The 17,797-nt window shown below is 51.8% G+C and carries 13 protein-coding genes and 1 tRNA gene; 7 read left to right on the top strand and 7 right to left on the bottom strand.

All coding sequences use genetic code 11. The annotated features are described in order from the left end of the window. Positions 1–28 precede the first annotated feature (28 nt). Positions 29–1,549 carry a lysine--tRNA ligase gene (gene lysS, locus IGQ16_RS06490; RefSeq protein ID WP_297060672.1) on the bottom strand — a complete coding sequence of 507 codons (1,521 nt, stop codon included), beginning with the start codon at positions 1,547–1,549 and terminating at the stop codon, positions 29–31. Positions 1,550–1,680: 131 nt separating this feature from the next. On the opposite strand from lysS, the gene ppk1 reads away from it, so the two are divergent. Further along, positions 1,681–3,879 carry a polyphosphate kinase 1 gene (ppk1, locus tag IGQ16_RS06485; protein ID WP_041429370.1) on the top strand — a complete coding sequence of 733 codons (2,199 nt, stop codon included), beginning with the start codon at positions 1,681–1,683 and terminating at the stop codon, positions 3,877–3,879. Here ppk1 and IGQ16_RS06480 read toward each other — a convergent pair. The 4 genes from IGQ16_RS06480 to queF all read right to left on the bottom strand — a co-directional run bounded on the left by IGQ16_RS06480 (position 3,876) and on the right by queF (position 7,439). Then, positions 3,876–5,687, bottom strand: a complete 1,812-nt coding sequence (locus IGQ16_RS06480) for an ABC transporter ATP-binding protein (protein ID WP_297060670.1) — start codon at positions 5,685–5,687, stop codon at positions 3,876–3,878. The two genes, ppk1 and IGQ16_RS06480, sit on opposite strands and share 4 nt — an antisense overlap. Before the next feature lie 41 nt (positions 5,688–5,728). Beyond that, positions 5,729–6,502: a 1-(5-phosphoribosyl)-5-[(5-phosphoribosylamino)methylideneamino]imidazole-4-carboxamide isomerase gene (gene hisA, locus IGQ16_RS06475; protein WP_297060668.1), complete on the bottom strand. Its 774-nt coding sequence runs from the start codon at positions 6,500–6,502 to the stop codon at positions 5,729–5,731. 447 nt (positions 6,503–6,949) lie between these two features. Further along, positions 6,950–7,021: transfer RNA gene (locus IGQ16_RS06470), tRNA-Gly, on the bottom strand. 19 nt (positions 7,022–7,040) lie between these two features. After that, positions 7,041–7,439, bottom strand: coding sequence for a preQ(1) synthase (gene queF / locus IGQ16_RS06465; RefSeq protein ID WP_024123991.1), 399 nt, complete (start codon positions 7,437–7,439; stop codon positions 7,041–7,043). A 143-nt stretch (positions 7,440–7,582) separates the two neighbouring features. Between queF and IGQ16_RS06460 the strand changes: the two genes are divergently transcribed. Then, on the top strand, positions 7,583–7,822 hold the full coding sequence (locus tag IGQ16_RS06460; protein ID WP_024123990.1) for a hypothetical protein: 240 nt from the start codon (positions 7,583–7,585) through the stop codon (positions 7,820–7,822). Between the two features lie 4 nt (positions 7,823–7,826). On the opposite strand, the gene IGQ16_RS06455 is transcribed toward IGQ16_RS06460, so the two are convergent. Beyond that, the gene (locus IGQ16_RS06455) at positions 7,827–8,276 is read right to left on the bottom strand and encodes a fasciclin domain-containing protein (protein WP_024123989.1); all 450 of its coding nucleotides are present in this window, start codon (positions 8,274–8,276) and stop codon (positions 7,827–7,829) included. A gap of 173 nt (positions 8,277–8,449) precedes the next feature. Between IGQ16_RS06455 and IGQ16_RS06450 the strand changes: the two genes are divergently transcribed. Next, positions 8,450–9,832 (top strand): NAD-dependent succinate-semialdehyde dehydrogenase, encoded by a 1,383-nt coding sequence (locus IGQ16_RS06450; protein ID WP_024123988.1) that lies wholly within the window; start codon positions 8,450–8,452, stop codon positions 9,830–9,832. 597 nt (positions 9,833–10,429) lie between these two features. Here IGQ16_RS06450 and IGQ16_RS06445 read toward each other — a convergent pair. Further along, positions 10,430–12,382 carry an ABC transporter ATP-binding protein/permease gene (locus tag IGQ16_RS06445; protein WP_024123987.1) on the bottom strand — a complete coding sequence of 651 codons (1,953 nt, stop codon included), beginning with the start codon at positions 12,380–12,382 and terminating at the stop codon, positions 10,430–10,432. Positions 12,383–12,455: 73 nt separating this feature from the next. Between IGQ16_RS06445 and IGQ16_RS06440 the strand changes: the two genes are divergently transcribed. The 4 genes from IGQ16_RS06440 to IGQ16_RS06425 all read left to right on the top strand — a co-directional run bounded on the left by IGQ16_RS06440 (position 12,456) and on the right by IGQ16_RS06425 (position 17,779). Then, positions 12,456–13,112: a 1-acyl-sn-glycerol-3-phosphate acyltransferase gene (locus tag IGQ16_RS06440; protein WP_024123986.1), complete on the top strand. Its 657-nt coding sequence runs from the start codon at positions 12,456–12,458 to the stop codon at positions 13,110–13,112. 498 nt (positions 13,113–13,610) lie between these two features. After that, the gene (gene pflA / locus IGQ16_RS06435) at positions 13,611–14,372 is read left to right on the top strand and encodes a pyruvate formate-lyase-activating protein (protein WP_297041338.1); all 762 of its coding nucleotides are present in this window, start codon (positions 13,611–13,613) and stop codon (positions 14,370–14,372) included. Between the two features lie 39 nt (positions 14,373–14,411). Then, positions 14,412–17,069 carry a bifunctional acetaldehyde-CoA/alcohol dehydrogenase gene (gene adhE / locus IGQ16_RS06430; protein WP_024123985.1) on the top strand — a complete coding sequence of 886 codons (2,658 nt, stop codon included), beginning with the start codon at positions 14,412–14,414 and terminating at the stop codon, positions 17,067–17,069. Next, positions 17,069–17,779 carry a lipoate--protein ligase family protein gene (locus IGQ16_RS06425; protein WP_024123984.1) on the top strand — a complete coding sequence of 237 codons (711 nt, stop codon included), beginning with the start codon at positions 17,069–17,071 and terminating at the stop codon, positions 17,777–17,779. Before adhE ends, IGQ16_RS06425 begins: the two co-directional genes overlap by 1 nt. The last annotated feature ends 18 nt before the right edge of the window (positions 17,780–17,797 follow it).

The following is a 17,797-nucleotide window of genomic DNA, read 5'->3' as shown; positions in this document are numbered from 1 at the left end:
AAATACGCTTAAGATTTTAGCAAACCCATCAAACCTGACTACCCACCGATTCAGGACGTAACAGCGGGAAAGCAATCACATCCCGAATACTTGGCGAATCCGTGAGCAGCATTACCAAGCGGTCAATGCCAATTCCTAAACCTCCTGTGGGCGGCATTCCATGTTCTAAGGCGGTGAGAAAATCTTCATCAACACTATGGGCTTCCAAATCCCCAGCCGCCTTGCGCCGTGCTTGTTCCTCCAAGCGTTGCCGTTGGTCCAAGGGATCTGTTAACTCCGAAAAACTATTGGCATGCTCGCGGCCAACGATAAATAATTCAAATCGCTCCACCAGTCCCGGCTGACTGCGGTGGGGCTTGGCCAAGGGAGAAATCTCCACAGGGTAGTCGAGAACAAAGGTGGGCTGAATCAATGTAGGTTCAACGATTTGCTCAAAAACTTCATTGAGCACTCGGCCAATCGTGTCACAGGTGTCTAAGTCTTTTACACCTACCTTTTGAGCAGCTGTTTTAGCCGCTGTCAGATCTTTTAATTGGCGAAAGTCAATCTCAGTGGCTGCCAACACCGCATCGTGCATTGTCACCCGTCGCCATGGCGGCGTCAGATCAATTGTTTCCCCTTGATAGGTGATTTTGAGTGTGCCCAACACCTCCATCGCCGCTGTGGTAATCATCGCCTCCGTCAGCGTCATCATATCGTTATAGTCGGCGTAGGCCTGATAGACCTCAATGGATGTAAATTCAGGGTTGTGCTTGGTTGAGATACCCTCATTGCGAAAGATGCGCCCCAGTTCATACACCTTCTCAAACCCACCAACAATCAGGCGCTTCAGGTGGAGTTCGGTGGCAATCCGCAAATAAAGCTGCATCTCCAAGGTGTTGTGGTAGGTAATAAAAGGACGTGCCTCGGCACCCCCAGCTTCTGCCTGGAGAACAGGTGTTTCAATTTCAATAAAACCCTGCTCATTGAGGTAGCGACGAATGGCGGCAGTGATGAGTGCTCGCTTGCGGAATGTGTCACGAACTTGGGGGTTGACGATGAGATCTACATAGCGCTGACGATAGCGCTTTTCCACATCCGTGAGACCGTGCCATTTGTCCGGTAGGGGCAACAATGATTTTGTCAGCATGGTGTAGGATTCCACCACAACCGAGAGTTCGCCCTTCTCGGTGCGCTTGAGGGTACCGACAGCGCCAAGGATATCGCCGACATCGGTCAGGTGTTTTAAATCAGCAAAGGCGCCTTCCCCCATGCCTTGGCTAATGGTTTGCTTATCGAGGTAAAGCTGAATCGTGCCGCTGTCATCCTGAAGCGTAAAAAAGGCCAGCTTGCCAAAGACGCGCCGCGCCATAATGCGACCAGCCACCCTCACGCGATCGCCCACCGCTTCGCCAGCAGCCAAATGGGCATATTTTTCTTGCAGCACTGCTGCAGTATGGGTGCGCTCCCAGCGATAGGCATAGGGGCTCATTCCCTTTGCTTGCAATGTTTTTGCTTTCTCAATCCGTGTTGCCCGAATTTCGGCTCCCGTTGCCCCCACGTCGGCCATATTGGTAGAAAGTCTCCCGATTAGCAAACCTTAACCTTCTTATTGTACGCTCTGGAATCGGTGGCAACGCTGCAAAAGGGGAATCGAGTACAGTGGAAGCTAGTGTGACCAATGAACAAGAACAAACGGCTATGCCCTCTGCGAAGTCCCCTCGCCGTAAAGCACCCGAAGCCATTGATCTGCAGGATCCGCAATACTACTTCAATCGCTCTTTAAGCTGGCTGGAATTTAATAAGCGGGTACTCCACGAAGCCTATGACCCTCGCACACCGCTACTAGAGCGGCTCAAATTTATGGCCATTTTCAGTGCCAACTTGGATGAATTTTTCATGGTGCGCGTGGCCGGTTTGAAGCAGCAAGTGGAAAGTGGCATTCTCCAAGGCGGAGCCGATGGCATGCCTCCAGCGGAGCAATTGCAGGCAGTGCGGCAATATCTCTTACCGATTGTTACGGAGCAACACCGCTATTTCGACCAAGAACTGCGTGCCCTCTTGGCCAAGGAATCTATTTTCCTGACTCGCTTTAATGAGTTGACGCCCGAGCAGCAGGCCTACCTTAACGACTACTTCCAAGCCCAAGTGTTCCCCGTGCTCACCCCCTTAGCCGTTGATCCAGCGCACCCTTTCCCCTATATTTCTAGCCTCAGCCTTAACCTTGCTGTCCTAATTCGTGATCCAGAATCTGGCCAAGAACGACTGGCACGGGTGAAGGTACCCAATCAGTTTCCACGCTTTGTTGCCCTTCCCCAGCACTTGCACTCGCCCCAAGGTATTCATTGGCTGGGCGTTCCCCTCGAAGAAATTATTGCCCACAACCTCAGTGCTCTCTTTCCGGGGATGGAGATTCAGGCCTACTTTGCCTTTCGCATTACCCGCAGTGCCGACCTCGAACTAGAAACGGACAAGGCCGATGATTTACTGATTGCCATTGAACAGGAAATTCGTAAACGGCGCTTTGGCTCTGTGGTGCGTCTGGAGGTGCAGCGGGGCATTCCACCGCTTCTGAGGCAAACCCTAATGGAAGAGATGGATCTCGAGGAGATCGATGTCTATGAACTCGATGGTCTGTTGTGCTTGAATGATTTGTTTGCCTTTATGGGATTGCCCTTGCCCCAGTTAAAGGATCCCGAGTGGCAACCCCAAGTTCCCCCCAGTTGGCAGCGGGTAGAGGAACGGGAATCCATGTTTGACACAAGCAGTGAAATTACCACTCTTGGCACCGACTATTGGGAAGCTGTTGCCAACGAACTCTTTAGTCTCATTCGCGAAGGGGATATTATCGTTCATCACCCCTACCATTCCTTTGCGGCAACGGTACAGCGCTTTATCACTTTGGCGGCCCATGATCCCCAAGTGCTGGCCATTAAGATGACCCTCTATCGCACCTCCGGTGACTCGCCGATTGTCAGTGCCCTGATTAAAGCGGCAGAGAATGGCAAACAGGTGGCGGTTTTGGTGGAACTGAAGGCGCGCTTTGATGAGGAAAATAATATCCTCTGGGCACGGAAGCTGGAGAAAGTGGGTGTCCATGTGGTCTATGGTGTACCGGGTCTGAAGACTCACACCAAAACAGTTCTGGTTGTGCGCCAAGAGGCGGGGCAAATTCGCCGCTATGTCCACATTGGCACTGGCAATTACAATCCCAAAACTGCTGGTCTGTATGAGGACTTGGGGCTATTTTCCTGCCGCGCGGAATTGGGAGCAGATCTCTCGGAACTCTTTAATGTGCTCACGGGCTATGCCCGCCAGCGGGATTATCGCAAGCTTCTTGTTGCCCCGGTCACGATGCGCGATCGCACCCTGCAGTTGATTTACCGCGAAATTGAACACGCACGCAATGGTCAGCCGGGGCGGATCATTGCCAAGATGAATGCAATTACAGATACGCAGGTGATTCGCACCCTCTATGAGGCCTCCCAAGCAGGGGTGGAAATTGATTTGATTATTCGCGGTATGTGCTGTCTGCGCCCCGGAGTACCGGGCGTGAGCGATCGCATTCGGGTGATTAGTATCATTGGCCGCTTTTTAGAGCACTCCCGGATTTTCTACTTTGGCAACAATGGGCAGCCAGAGTATTACATTGGCAGTGCCGACTGGCGATCGCGCAACCTAGACCGCCGCGTTGAAGCCATTACCCCCATTGAAGATCCAACCATTCAACTGGAACTCAAAGAACTACTTGAAATTATGTTGGCAGACAATCGCCAAGCGTGGGAACTGCAACCCGATGGCACCTACCAGCAACGACAGCCAGCACCTGGAGAAGCGGAGCGGGGTACCCATCGTGTTTTAATGGCACGCACCCTCAAAGAAGTACAAGCAAGCCACTAGGGTACTCCTGCATACCCCTGAGCAATGGCTCGAAAGTCTGGACTTGTTTGCAGAAGTTCTTGGTAGCTCCCTACAGCGACCACTTGGCCATTGGCCATTAGGTACAGGCGATCGCACCCCATAACAGTACTCAGGCGGTGGGCAATCATAATGATAGTCTTTTCGTTACTGAGAGCTTGAATTGCATCCATGAGCCCGGCTTCCGTTTGGTTATCAAGGGCAGCCGTGGCTTCATCCATCACCAAGACGGAAGGGTTGTGATAGAGGGCCCGGGCAATGCCAATCCGTTGCCGCTGTCCGCCAGAAAGACGAATTCCCCGTTCCCCGACCACTGTATCCAGACCCTGCGGCAGTGAATCAACAAAGGCAGCGAGCTGCGCGGCCTTGACCGCTGCCCATAACGCCTCCTCATCAATCGCTTCATCCGGTAGGCCAAAGGCAATGTTGTGACGCAGGGTATCATCCGATAGATAAATTGCTTGGGGAATATAGCCAATTTGCCCTTGCCATTGGCCAAGGTTGCCATAAATGCTGATGCCATCGACGCGAATATCGCCCTGGGAAGGGGTGAGCAACCCCAAAATCAAGTCAACAATAGTCGTCTTTCCTGCGCCCGATGCCCCCACAAACCCTACCATTTCCCCCCGCTGAATCCTGAGGGACACCCCTTGAATCGCAGGTTGAGCGGCATTCGGGTAGGTATAGTGCACATCAATGAGTTCTAAGCAATCTTGAAAAATAGGCTTTCTTGGGCAGCCCAGAGGCTCAGAGCGCTGAAGTGTTCGCGCTTCCAAAACATCGTCATAAACCAGGTCCACACTAGCAGAATAGTAGGTTATGGAATTGAGGTTACCTATCAAGCGCGTCGCCGAAGGCAACAGGCGAAATGCAGCAGCGGCAAACAGGGAGATCAAGGGTAACACCTGGGCCACACTACCTCGCTGCAGTAGCGTTAGGATAATAATCAGAACAATAGTGAGCACCGCCACGCTTTCGAAGTAGAGACGGGGCACCTGCTGAGCAAATAGAATGAATAGGTTAGCCTGGCGCTCCTCAGTCATGTTTTTAGCATAGGTCTTGAGGAAGTGAGCCTCTCGACCAAGTAACTTGAGTTCCTTGATCCCACCCAAAGCTTCATTAATGCTTTGGATCACTTTTTGGGCATAACCAACACGGCGCTGACCCACAGTCTGAAGTTGGCGCCGAAACACTTGAAAGAAAATGAAAGAAAGTATTGAAATTAAAGCGATAACCAGAATTGAGATGAAGGGATTGACCAAAATAATAACTGAAAATATAGCGAAAACAATCAAGGATTCCGCAAAAACATTTAATAAGGGTAGTAGGTAAAAGTTGAAAACACTATTTATTTCACTGTTTACATTCTGGATCAATGTGGCGGTATTATTTTGCAGATGAAAGGTGTAGGGCTTATGGATATAGCTCTGCAGTAGTAAGGTTGCAAACTTGCGGTTTTTACTGTTCAAGAACCGCAACTGCAGATAACTGCTCAAGGCAAGAAACAAATTCTTGCATAGATACAGAAGGCCAAAAACTGCACTCAGTATCAGGAGCCACTGAGCTTGTTCTGTATTTGTGAGGGGAGTTTGACGCCAAAAGAGAAGGCTATTCAATCGCTCAGGTTTTTCCACAACCGCTATAAAGGGCAGCACTAACCCTACCCCCACCGCTTCCCAAAGACTCGAAAGCAGCATCAGCAAGCCAATACCGAACAATTGCCAGCGATCGCGCCCATCCAGTAGTTGCCAAATTTTACTAAGGGAGCGGAACGCAGGATGCTTTAGCATTTCATTTGTTGAGGCCTAACAACGAATCTATCTTAGACCAGTTATGCCCAAGTGGTGCTTCCTAGATCTGGTGGAATGTCTTGCCAGCGACCTTGACCAACCGCACGAACGGCTTCTCGTAAATCCACCGCTTTGGTATAGAGCGCCTTGCCAACGATCGCTCCCACTAAACCATGGGGTGTCAGAGCAAAAAGACTGAGAATATCCCTGAGGGAACTCACACCGCCAGAGGCAATCACGGGGCGATTAGTTACTGCCAACAACTGCTGCAGTGCTGGAATATTCGGTCCTTGGAGGGTGCCATCCCTCTGAATATCGGTGTAAACAAACCCCGCCACCCCCATTGCTGCCATGTTTTGGGCAAGATCGGTTGCCAAAATTTTTGAAGTTTCCAACCAACCCCGCGTTGCCACATAGCCATTGCGAGCATCTAGCCCTACCCAAATCCGTCCGGGGTATTCTGCAGCCAAACTGGCAACTAGCTCTGGATTCTCAAGAGCCACGGTCCCCAAAATAGCACGATTGACGCCTTGGAGAAGGAGATCAGCAACTGCTTGGCGCGATCGCAAGCCGCCACCAACCTGTACTGGAATTTCCAGGGATGCGACAATTTTGCCAATCAGGTCGTAGTTGCGCGGCTCTCCTGTTTTGGCAGCATCTAGGTCAACCAAATGCAAGCGGGGGGCGCCCAAGCGTTGCCAATAAAGGGCGACTTTTAGAGGATCGTCATGAAAGACATTGACCTTGTCATAGTTCCCCTGCACTAGACGCACACATTTGCCGTCAAGTAAATCAATGGCGGGAATCACATCCATTGGCGTCAGAAATCCTTATTGAAAAATTAAAAATTTAAGCACAACTCCCATCCTAGCAGTCACAAGGGGTAAAGCGTATGAGTGGATTAATAAAGGAGGCTGGCGGTGAGTGAACCTGTCATCTGTTCTGAGTTGGGCTAAGTGTTGAATGCCCCTGAAGGGAGGCAGGCCAGCCTGCAGGCTATAGACAAAAAGCTGGATATTTGCCACCAGTAACATGCCGTTTCAAAGACTGGAGGACAAAATTGATTCGGTAGAGGCAAGCTGGAGCAATATATCGGTGGGGGCAAGCAGGGCCAGGGGATTAGACGGTAGCAGCCCCATTAGAGGATATTTCTCAGCGGCAGATTAGAACGGATGGAAGAGTATAGGGGCTCTTCGCTGCGCTTTTGGCGGCTACCCTTGGGTTACTGACAAAACTCCTCTTCCCCATAGTGATGTTTTGAGAGCGGACGATGGGACTCGAACCCACGACGTTCAGCTTGGGAAGCTGACATTCTACCACTGAATTACGTCCGCAGTCTTGCAATGTATCATCTTAGCACGAACTGACCGCCTGGCGATGGTGTTCGACCGTAATGACGGTATGTACATTTCCACGGGGGGCAAAGTCGCCTTTGATTTTCATGTAGAGGGGGTCACAGGCGGCCACGAGATCATCGAGGACTTGATTTACGGCTTCTTCGTGGGAAATGTAGCGATCGCGATAACTGTTGATGTACAGCTTAATGGCCTTCAGTTCCACCACCTTTTCATGGGGAATATAGCTGACATAGAGGGTCGCAAAGTCAGGATAGCCTGAAAATGGACACTTACAGGTAAACTCCGGCAGGGTAATCTCAATAGTGTATTGCCGACCGGGACGGGGGTTGGGAAATGTCATCAGTTGACCTTCTTGAATGGCGCGTTCGCCGTACTTCATTTCTGATACTTGCATTGTTTACTTCCAACCGGTTGAGAATGAATAGGAGATTCTCTGTGAACCATGACTAAAGTTTATCAAGATTTAAGTTGTTAGCCCCTCGACACCAACATTTCAGGGTGACAATAGGATAGAGAGGTTGTGGAGACGAGAGTCCGATGGAACGGTATCAGCCAAATGGAATCCCTCTCTCAAAGGCGGATAAGGCGGAACTAGCCAAACTAAAGAAACTACTAGAGCGAGCGATCGCTGACGGGGTACTGACTGCTGACGAAATGGGGCAGATCAAGCAACAAATTCGTGCCGACGGCAAAGTTACCTATGAAGAGCTAGAGCTTTACCGCCAGTTTGTGGAGGAGAAAATCCGCCAAGGGCTGTTGGTGCGGGAAATCTGCTAACACCTCAGACTTTGTAGGGAATGTTGGTGTCCTGAAAGGAGTGGGCTGGATCCAATCCCATCAGGATGACGGTGTCAATGACATGGATAATACCGTTCTCCGCTTCTATGTCGGCAGCAAGAACCGTGGCGTTTTTCACCTCAAGGGGATTCTCACCATGAATAGGAATGGTGGAACCCTCGAGGGAAGTGACGATGCCCATCTTTTTCAGGTCTGCTGCTTTGTAGGCACCAGCAACCACATGGTACTTGAGAATCCGCCCTAACTGGGCAGGATTTTGCACAAGGGAGGTAATGGTGCCATCGGGCAACTTGGCAAAGGCGTCATCATTGGGGGCAAACACTGTAAAAGGTCCCGGCGACTGTAGGGCTTCCACCAGATTGGCCACTTTTACAGCAGTGACTAGTGTGGAAAAGCCGGGAGTATTCACTGCAATATCAACGATGGTTGCCATAAAAGCGGGCCCCAAAACTGCGATGAGAATAGACAACAATGGTTTGCGATCGCCCCATTGATCAAGATTGATCAATGAAGATGGGAACTATCACAAACGCTAGAATTAGCATACTGAACCCATGTCCTAGGCGCTAGCGATCGCTGGCGCTAGCCAGATAGGGAAATTTAATTATGGCAATCGTGTCCGTTAATCCCACAACCGCTGAGGTCTTAAAAACCTTTTCTGCCTTCGGGGCTGAGGAAGTAGAGAGAGCCATTGCCCAAGCGGCGACGACCTTTGAGACCTATCGCCTGACCTCCTTTGAACAGCGTGCCCAGTGGCTAGCAAACACAGCAAATCTCCTGCAACAGCAGCGGGAGGCGCTTGCTCGCCTTATGACCCTTGAGATGGGCAAACCGATTACAGAGGCGCGGGCTGAAATTGACAAATGTGCGTGGGTTTGCCGTTACTATGCCGAGCAGGGGGCAACTTTCCTGCAGCCTGAAGTGATTCCCACCGAGGCCAGCTACAGCGCAATTCATTACCAGCCCCTTGGCATTATTTTGGCGGTGATGCCATGGAATTTTCCCTTTTGGCAGGTATTTCGTTTTGCGGCACCGGCTTTAATGGCGGGGAATGTGGCTCTCCTCAAGCACGCTTCTAATGTGCCTCAGTGCGCACTGGCGATCGCTCATCTATTGACTGAAGCGGGCTTTCCTGAGGGGGTCTTTCAAACCCTGCTGATCCCTGGCAGTGCGGTTGCTGATCTGGTGGCGGATCCACGGATTAAGGCGGCTACCCTCACGGGCAGCGAAGCAGCGGGCAAAAGTCTAGCCCAAGCAGCGGGTCAGCACCTCAAGAAAACGGTTCTAGAACTGGGGGGGAGTGATCCTTTTATTGTTATGCCCAGCGCGAATATCTCCCAAGCGATCGCCACCGCTGTCCAAGCGCGCATGATTAACAATGGCCAATCCTGCATTGCCGCCAAACGCTTTATTGTCCATGAGGCTGTCTATGACACCTTTGCCGAGGGCATGAAAGCCGCCTTCGAGGCATGGGTGATTGGCGATCCCTTGGAACCCACCACCCAACTCGGCCCCCTAGCCACCGCCGCCATCCGCGATGAACTCCACGCTCAAGTTGAACTTGCCCTGAGTCATGGTGCCAAGGCATTTTACCGCCGCTCTCTGGATCTACCGACCCAGCAGGGATATTTCTTTGCGCCGACAATTTTGACAGAGGTCACTCCCGATAACCCCGTATTTACCCAAGAGCTATTTGGGCCTGTGGCAATGCTCTTTCGGGTATCGTCCCTGACTGCGGCCATTGAACTGGCCAATGCCACACCCTTTGGTTTAGGCGCCAGTGCTTGGACACAGGAGAGCGATGAAGCAGAGATCCTAGGGCGGGATCTGGAAGCGGGGGCTGTCTTTATTAACGCCATGGTCAAGTCTGATCCGCGTTTACCCTTTGGGGGGATCAAGGCATCTGGTTATGGCCGCGAACTGGGACGGGCAGGACTCCTGGAGTTTGTCAATATCAAAACAGTGTGCCGAGCGAATACTCCCCGTTGAATGAGGTTATTTTAGATAAAAGCTGGTCAGTAGTTGTCTGATTCAAACTGGTTCTATTAAGAAAGTCTAAAAATGCAAATCCAGTCATGGCTTACTCTCTTCTTTCCCTCAATTGGTGATGATTTTGAGATGCTTCCGCTTGTAATAAGCACCAAGAATTTCTTTAATGATTTCTTGAGACCATCTCCAACAATCACAAAGCATATCTTCCCAATATTTATATTTAATAACTTAATAACTATAATAACTCTTTTATAGGATTTTCTAAATATTCCAAATTTCAAATTTTCTATAGAAAAAGCAGTAGTAAAACAGCGACCCAAGGGAAAAACATATATTCATATATTCATTCTAAAATCTTTACTAGGTAAAAACTAATTGCACAAAACTTCATGTTACAGCTTGCTCTAGGCTAGGTTGCCACCACCCGTTTCACGACTATTAAAAGCAAAAGAATGTCTTCCCTTATTGCTCTACCTTTGAGAAAAAGATTGTGATACTACCTGCCTTCCAGGGAAATCTATTTCTTTGTCTCGATCACTTCTCTTCCATAGGGCGCCACTTTTATTGTGGCGGCTATTGTGGCGGTCGCCAGCGCTAGGGGATGTTGCGTACAGGGTAAAATTTCCACTCACGATCGCCCTTTAGTTCTAAAACATAGGTGTGGTACTGCATCAGGCTCTCGCGGTGGCCAACACTAATGTAGTTGCGGCTGAGGCGCTGAATATGCTCATAGACCCGTTTTTCATTGGCTAAGTCAAGGGCACTGGTGGCTTCATCCAAAATGGCGTAGGGGCGCTGATTCAGCAGCAAGCGGGCGATCGCCAGTCGTTGCTGCTCCCCAAGGGACAGCACATCATCCCACGCCAATTCCACGTCGAGTCCGCCCACGCGATCGGGCAAATGGGCCAAGTTTACTTCATCAAGGGCCTGCAAAAGGACGTCATCAGGGGTCTGGCGATCGCCACTGGGATAGAGGAGTTGGGTGCGCAGCGTACCCAGCACCATGTAGGGGCGTTGGGGCAAAAAGAGCACTTCATCCACCGGTGGACGCATAATGCGACCATTGCCACTTTGCCAGAGTCCGGCGATCGCCCGCAGCAGCGAACTTTTACCTACACCGCTGGGTCCCATGATCACGACACTTTCGCCCGCTTCAAGGGCAAATGTGACATCTTCCACCAGTCGCCGTGCCAAATTCGGTGTATCCACACTCACGTGTTCTAGGGCAATGTAGGGCTTCTCCACCAATTCAATTTGCGATTGAGGCGGTACGGAGGGACTCGTCAGCACCTCATCAAACTCTGCCAAACGCTCAATGCCCGCAATAAAGCCCGTGAGGTTCGTAAACTGGTTCACAATGATTGAGAGTGCCCCCAGTACCTGGGAAAAGGCAAAACTAGCTTGGCTAATGGAACCAAAATCAATCTCACCGGCAAAGTAGCGGGGAGCAACCACCGCCGCCGGCACAATAATCACAAAGTAGTTATAGGCTGTCGTGAAAAAATCAAGATTTCGCTGCCAGCCAATCAAGAGGTTAAAGTTCCGCAGCACTTCAAGAAAGCGTTGACGCACTTGCACTGACTCTTGGCCTTCACCGCGATAAAAGGCAATAGACTCGGCATTATCGCGCACATGGACAAGGCCATAACGAAAGTCCGCTTCCCGCCGCAGTTGGTTAAAATTCAGCCAAATCAGGCGTTGCCCAATTAAAACAGTGACGATAGTGCCGACAATGGCATAGCCAATCAATGTCAGTGTTAGGGTTTGTGAGATAGTCCAGAGAATGCCACTAAAGGCAATGAGGTCAATAATTTCGCCAAGAATGATCAGCAAAAACTGGAGCGAGGTTTGGGTAAATGAGCGGACATCCTCACTGATCCGTTGATCAGGGTTATCAATCTCCCCTTGGTTTTCAATGGTGTAGTAAGCCCGATTCTGGAAATAGCGATCCAAAAAATGACGGGTGAGCCAATCCCGCCAGCGCAACCCTAGATATTCCCGCACATAGCGATAAATGACGACAATCGGCGTCCCCACCACAAAAACACCAGCATACACGAAGAGGAATCGCCAGTAGGTTTCGGCATTTTTCTCCGCCAGTGCCGTCTGGAAGAAGCGACCCACAAAGCTAATAATCACGTTGAGGCCACTCACGGACAGGGAAAGCATCAGCAGTAACCCCAAGAGAGCCCATGCTTGCCACCGAAGCAGGAGGGGTTGCCGCAGCAGTGCAAAGACGCCCAGGGGGACAATCACTGTCCCTAGCAGGAGACTGCGGCTAAGGGGCTGTGCCCACAGGGATTGAATCATCTCCATGAGGCCCCCGGCAATTGGTCCCATCAGTTCAGGGGCAAGGGCATTCAGGCCAAAGGTGATAGCTGCCGTGAGGCCAAAGAGGAAGCCAAACATGAGGGCAATGACCAAAAAAAGCAGCAGGATAAAGATCACACTGCTGCCCCAGCGATCGCGGGGGAAAAAATAGGGTTGGGCAATCCGCAGAAACTGCCCCCAGACACGGGCATCAAAGCGATGGGTCGGCTGCGACATTGGCTGGTTCCTCGACAGCGGCAAGGGGCTACAGGCTTACTATTGTAGTAGCGGCGGCTACGGAGGAGAACGGATGCGCCATCAGAAAATGGCACCCACCACATCTCACATCTTGCCGTGGCTTTATTGGGGATTGTGGCCCATTCATCGCCTATTTTTGCCCCTCTACTTTTCGCAAATCACAATTGTGGGTCGCGAGCATTTACCCAGGGATGGTCGGTTTGTCCTTGCTCCCAAGCACTGTAGTCGTTGGGATCCCGTCATTTTGCCCTTGGTGTGCCCCTATCCCCTGCGCTTTATGACAAATGCCATTGAGTTTGGCGGTGTGCAGGGTTGGTTTATTCGCCGCCTGGGTGCCTTTGCGATCAATCTGGATCGTCCTCAACCCAGTAGTTTGCGCCATGCTCTAGACATTCTCAAGGCCGGTCAGCCCTTGGTGATCTTTCCTGAGGGTGGAATTGTCCGGGATCAAGTGATTCGCCCTCTGAGACCTGGTCTTGCCCGCCTTGTTTTGCAGCTCGATCGCCCGCTACCGATTTTTCCCGTCGGTATTGCCTATCATCCGCAGCCACAGTTCCGTGCTCGGGTGGCGCTGTGGATTGGATCACCTCTGTGGACAACCCCTGGGCAAGAAGGCAACCGCAAGCAACAGGCTCAAGACTTCACCCAGCAACTGCAAGCAGCCTTGCAGGCAGCCGTGCTTGAAGCTCGCAAATGTGCCCAATCCTAGGGCTAATTGGTAACCGATTGCACAATTGGCCTAGGTCAAGGGAATTTTGTAGAATAAAGGCAAGATTGAATTCAATTATCCCAAGCCGCAATCGTCATATCTTCCAACCTTTGAGGGAGCGATCGCCCGCTAGTATTATCAACTTAAAAATTCTTCATTAAGTTAGGAAAGTTAGAAAAAGTTGCAAAACAACCACCAATCCTAAAAGTTAATTAAGACGGCGCCCAAATTATTCTTCTGCCTTTATGCTGAAATTACCGTTTTACCAAAGTTCAGCCCTTTACCACTTTTTGCCCAAGGATGGAAGACACTCAAAAGCCTGTAGAGCAGGCGCGCTCCTAGGCCGTAGGCCAGACTTTGCGAGCCATTCAACACTGAGTTTTTGTTAACTGGGATACTTTCTTAAGAGCGATCAAAATTTTAACGAATCTTTTGGCCGGTCCTCGCCAACTCCCTAAAAGCTAGCAAAAGTTATCTGTTGTCACCGAGGTTCTAACGATGGTTTCGACACTCCCTGAAAAACAACCCAAAAAACAAAAGGTGACAGGCTATATTCATTCAGTTGAAACCTGTGGCACGGTTGATGGTCCCGGTATCCGCTATGTCATTTTCACCCAAGGTTGTCCGCTGCGCTGTCTGTACTGCCACAATCCTGACTGCCGTGAACCCCATCAGGGGAAGCTCGTCACCGTGGATGAACTGATTGCCGACATTCAGCACTATCAGTCCTATTTGCGCCAAGGGGGCGTGACGGCCAGTGGCGGGGAACCCTTGATGCAACCGGAGTTTGTCCGCGAAATTTTTGAGCGTTGCCACGAGTTGGGATTGCACACTGCCCTAGATACCTCAGGTTACGTCGTTCTCGAGGCGGCGAAGCCAGTTGTGGCGGTCACTGATTTAGTCTTGCTGGACATCAAATCCTTTCTGCCGGAGACCTATCGGCGGGTCACCAGTGTCACGATTACCCCCACCTTAGAGTTGGCCAAGTACCTTGATGAGATTCATAAACCGACCTGGATCCGCTTTGTTTTGGTACCGGGGCTGACGGATGATCCCGAAAATATGCGGGGGTTGGCGCAATTTGTGGCTAGTCTCAGCAATGTTGAGAAGGTGGAGGTGTTGCCGTTTCACAAGATGGGGGAATACAAATGGCGGCAGTTAGGGTTGCCCTATGAACTCTTTGATACCCCAGCCGCTAGTCCAGAGGAGGTGCAGCGGGCGATCGCCCTCTTTCGAGAATATGACCTCAACGTTCAATAACTTGCCAATTTGAGAAATTGCTTTTCTAAGGAGTTGGCCATGAATGCCCCAACCTTGAACAGTTACCCACCCGTTCAAAGCCTTGCCGATCTGGAAGGGCTGATTGAGCGCGTCCAACGGGCGCAGAGTCAGTACGCCCAATTTACCCAAGAGCAAGTGGATCACATTTTCCACCAAGCAGCCATGGCGGCCAACCAAGCACGGATTCCCCTGGCCAAACAAGCCGTAGCCGAAACTGGCATGGGGGTTGTCGAAGATAAAGTCATTAAAAATCACTTTGCTTCGGAATACATCTACAACAAGTACAAAAATGAGAAAACCTGCGGCGTCATTGAGGATGATCCCATTTTCGGTATCCAAAAAATTGCCGAACCGGTGGGGATCATTGCTGGTGTGGTGCCGGTCACGAACCCCACTTCAACGACCATCTTTAAGGCACTGATTGCCCTGAAAACTCGCAATGGCATTATCTTTTCGCCCCACCCCCGCGCAAAGGGCTGTACGGTTGCAGCAGCCAAGGTCGTCTTGGATGCAGCGGTCGCCGCCGGCGCGCCCCCCGATATTATTGGCTGGATTGATGAGCCGACGATTGAACTCTCTCAAGCCCTGATGCAGCACCCGCAGATCAAGCTGATTTTGGCCACGGGGGGGTCGGGCATGGTCAAGGCAGCCTATTCCTCTGGCCATCCGGCGATCGGGGTCGGGGCGGGGAATACCCCCGTGCTCATTGATGCCACAGCCGATATTCCCACGGCGGTGAGTTCGATTCTCCTCAGTAAGGCCTTTGACAATGGCATGATCTGTGCCTCGGAGCAGGCAGTGATTGTTGTTGATGAGATTTATGACGCGGTCAAAGCTGAGTTTCAACGGCGAGGTGCCTACATTCTCTCCCCTGAGGAACGGCAGCAGGTGGCCCAACTACTCCTGAAGGATGGTCGCCTCAATGCCGCCATTGTTGGTCAATCGGCAGCCACCATTGCAGCAATGGCCAATATCCAAGTGCCGCCACAGACGCGGGTACTCATCGGCGAAGTGAGTGAAGTGGGGCCGCAGGAGCCGTTTTCCTATGAGAAACTCTGTCCGGTATTGGCCTTATATCGGGCACCCCAGTTCCATAAAGGGGTGGAGATTGCGGCCCAGTTGGTGAATTTTGGGGGCAAGGGGCATACCTCTGTGCTCTATACCGATCCCCGCAATCAAGATGATATTGCCTATTTCAAATATCGCCTGCAAACGGCGCGGGTTCTAATTAACACCCCTTCTTCCCAGGGGGCAATTGGAGATCTCTACAACTTCAAGTTAGATCCGTCGCTGACCCTTGGTTGTGGCACCTGGGGCGGCAACGTCACATCGGAAAATGTTGGTCCCCGTCACTTGCTGAATATTAAAACGGTGAGCGATCGCCGGGAAAATATGCTTTGGTTCCGGGTGCCACCCAAAATCTACTTCAAACCCGGCTGTTTGCCCATTGCCCTGCGTGAGCTGGCAGGGAAAAAACGCGCCTTCCTGGTGACTGATCAACCCCTCTTTGACTTGGGCATCACTGAACCGATTGTGCACACCCTCGCAGAACTGGACATCAAGTACGACATCTTCCATGAGGTGGAGCCCGATCCAACCCTCAGTACCGTCAAGCGCGGCCTAGAGTTGCTGCGGCAATATCAACCCGATGTAATTATTGCCGTGGGGGGTGGCTCACCTATGGATGCGGCCAAGGTGATGTGGCTGTTGTACGAACACCCAACGGTGGAGTTTGACGGCCTGGCCATGCGCTTCATGGATATTCGCAAGCGGGTGTATCAATTGCCTCCCTTGGGCCAAAAGGCAATCCTGGTGGCAATTCCCACCACCTCGGGAACGGGTTCAGAAGTGACGCCCTTTGCCGTGGTTACCGACGATCGCGTGGGGATTAAATACCCCTTGGCGGACTATGCCCTTACCCCAACGATGGCAATTGTGGATCCCGACTTGGTGCTGCACATGCCCAAGAAACTGACGGCCTATGGTGGCATTGATGCGCTGACCCATGCCTTGGAGGCCTATGTGTCGGTGCTCTCGACGGAGTTTACGGAGGGACTGGCTCTAGAGGCCATCAAACTGCTCTTTACCTACCTACCCCGTGCCTATCGCTGGGGCGCTGCCGATCCAGAGGCGCGGGAAAAAGTCCACTACGCTGCTACGATCGCCGGCATGGCCTTTGCTAATGCCTTCTTGGGGGTTTGCCACTCGATGGCCCACAAACTGGGCTCCACCTTCCATGTGCCCCACGGCCTGGCGAATGCACTCATGATTTCCCATGTGATTCGCTACAATGCCACCGATGCTCCCCTGAAACAAGCTATCTTCCCGCAGTACAAGTATCCCCAAGCCAAGGAGCGCTATGCCCAAATTGCCGACTTCCTTGAATTGGGCGGCACGACTCCAGAGGAAAAAGTGGAGCGCCTCATTGCGGCAATTGAGAATTTGAAGGCCCAGTTAGAGATTCCCGCCACGATTAAGGAGGCTCTCAACAGTGAGGATCAAGCTTTCTATGAGCGGGTGGAGAGCATGGCCGAACTGGCCTTTGACGATCAGTGCACGGGAGCCAATCCCCGCTATCCGCTGATCCAAGACCTCAAGGAGTTGTATATCCTTGCCTATATGGGGTGTCGGCGGGATGCGGCAGCCTACCATCCGGAGGAAGCACCTGCGAGTTGATGTGGCGTTATATTCCCCCTTTTGCAGCGCCGGGGAAGGTACAAATGGCGGTGGATTGCTGGCTCTGGCAGGGGAGCGATCGCCCCTGTCTGCGGTTTTACACCTGGTCACCGCCAGCCATTTCCCTTGGCTACCGTCAACGGCAAATTCCGCAGCAGTGGCAACACCAGCACTGGCAAGGGCAACCTGTAGAGCTGGTGCGGCGACCCACCGGCGGGCGAGCTGTTTTACATCAAGGGGACCTCACCTACAGTTTGGTGGTGTGGGGGTTAGGGCAACGGCGGCAGCAGGTCTATGCCGATTTGTGTCAATTTCTGAAGGTGGGATTTGAGCGCCTAGGGTGGCCACTGCAGTTGGGACAGGAACGCTATCGCGCCAACGCTCCCATCAATTGCTTTGCACGGGCAACTGTGGCCGATTTAGTTTTACCGACTGGCGAGAAGGTCATTGGCAGTGCCCAAGCCTGGCGGGGCGATCGCGTCCTTCAGCACGGTTCGATTGTCCTTACCCCTGACCCCAATCTATGGCAGCAGGTCTTTGGCAGTGTTCCCCATCGGCAGTCCCTTCCCCCTTTGCCGGTGGTGCAAAGGGCTCTCTTGGACGCCTTTGAGGCGCAGTGGCAGGTGAGCCTGACCCCAGAACCCTTGAGCGATCGCGAGTGGCAAGACATTAACAGAATTTTGAACTCAGCCTGGGGCTGCCCCGCCTAGGCTATGATTGGCTTATTG

The sequence above is a fragment of the Thermosynechococcus sp. M3746_W2019_013 genome (assembly GCF_015296045.1).
Lineage (GTDB): Bacteria > Cyanobacteriota > Cyanobacteriia > Thermosynechococcales > Thermosynechococcaceae > Thermosynechococcus.
This window is presented reverse-complemented; position numbering and strand designations above follow the sequence as displayed.

Bases quoted from the DNA above. Each gene is read 5' to 3' on its own strand.
- lysS (WP_297060672.1), bottom strand. From the start codon at position 1,549: ATGGCCGACGTGGGGGCAACGGGAGCCGAAATTCGGGCAACACGGATT.
- ppk1 (WP_041429370.1), top strand. From the start codon at position 1,681: ATGCCCTCTGCGAAGTCCCCTCGCCGTAAAGCACCCGAAGCCATTGAT.
- IGQ16_RS06480 (WP_297060670.1), bottom strand. From the start codon at position 5,687: ATGCTAAAGCATCCTGCGTTCCGCTCCCTTAGTAAAATTTGGCAACTA.
- hisA (WP_297060668.1), bottom strand. From the start codon at position 6,502: ATGGATGTGATTCCCGCCATTGATTTACTTGACGGCAAATGTGTGCGT.
- queF (WP_024123991.1), bottom strand. From the start codon at position 7,439: ATGCAAGTATCAGAAATGAAGTACGGCGAACGCGCCATTCAAGAAGGT.
- IGQ16_RS06460 (WP_024123990.1), top strand. From the start codon at position 7,583: ATGGAACGGTATCAGCCAAATGGAATCCCTCTCTCAAAGGCGGATAAG.
- IGQ16_RS06455 (WP_024123989.1), bottom strand. From the start codon at position 8,276: ATGGCAACCATCGTTGATATTGCAGTGAATACTCCCGGCTTTTCCACA.
- IGQ16_RS06450 (WP_024123988.1), top strand. From the start codon at position 8,450: ATGGCAATCGTGTCCGTTAATCCCACAACCGCTGAGGTCTTAAAAACC.
- IGQ16_RS06445 (WP_024123987.1), bottom strand. From the start codon at position 12,382: ATGTCGCAGCCGACCCATCGCTTTGATGCCCGTGTCTGGGGGCAGTTT.
- IGQ16_RS06440 (WP_024123986.1), top strand. From the start codon at position 12,456: ATGCGCCATCAGAAAATGGCACCCACCACATCTCACATCTTGCCGTGG.
- pflA (WP_297041338.1), top strand. From the start codon at position 13,611: ATGGTTTCGACACTCCCTGAAAAACAACCCAAAAAACAAAAGGTGACA.
- adhE (WP_024123985.1), top strand. From the start codon at position 14,412: ATGAATGCCCCAACCTTGAACAGTTACCCACCCGTTCAAAGCCTTGCC.
- IGQ16_RS06425 (WP_024123984.1), top strand. From the start codon at position 17,069: ATGTGGCGTTATATTCCCCCTTTTGCAGCGCCGGGGAAGGTACAAATG.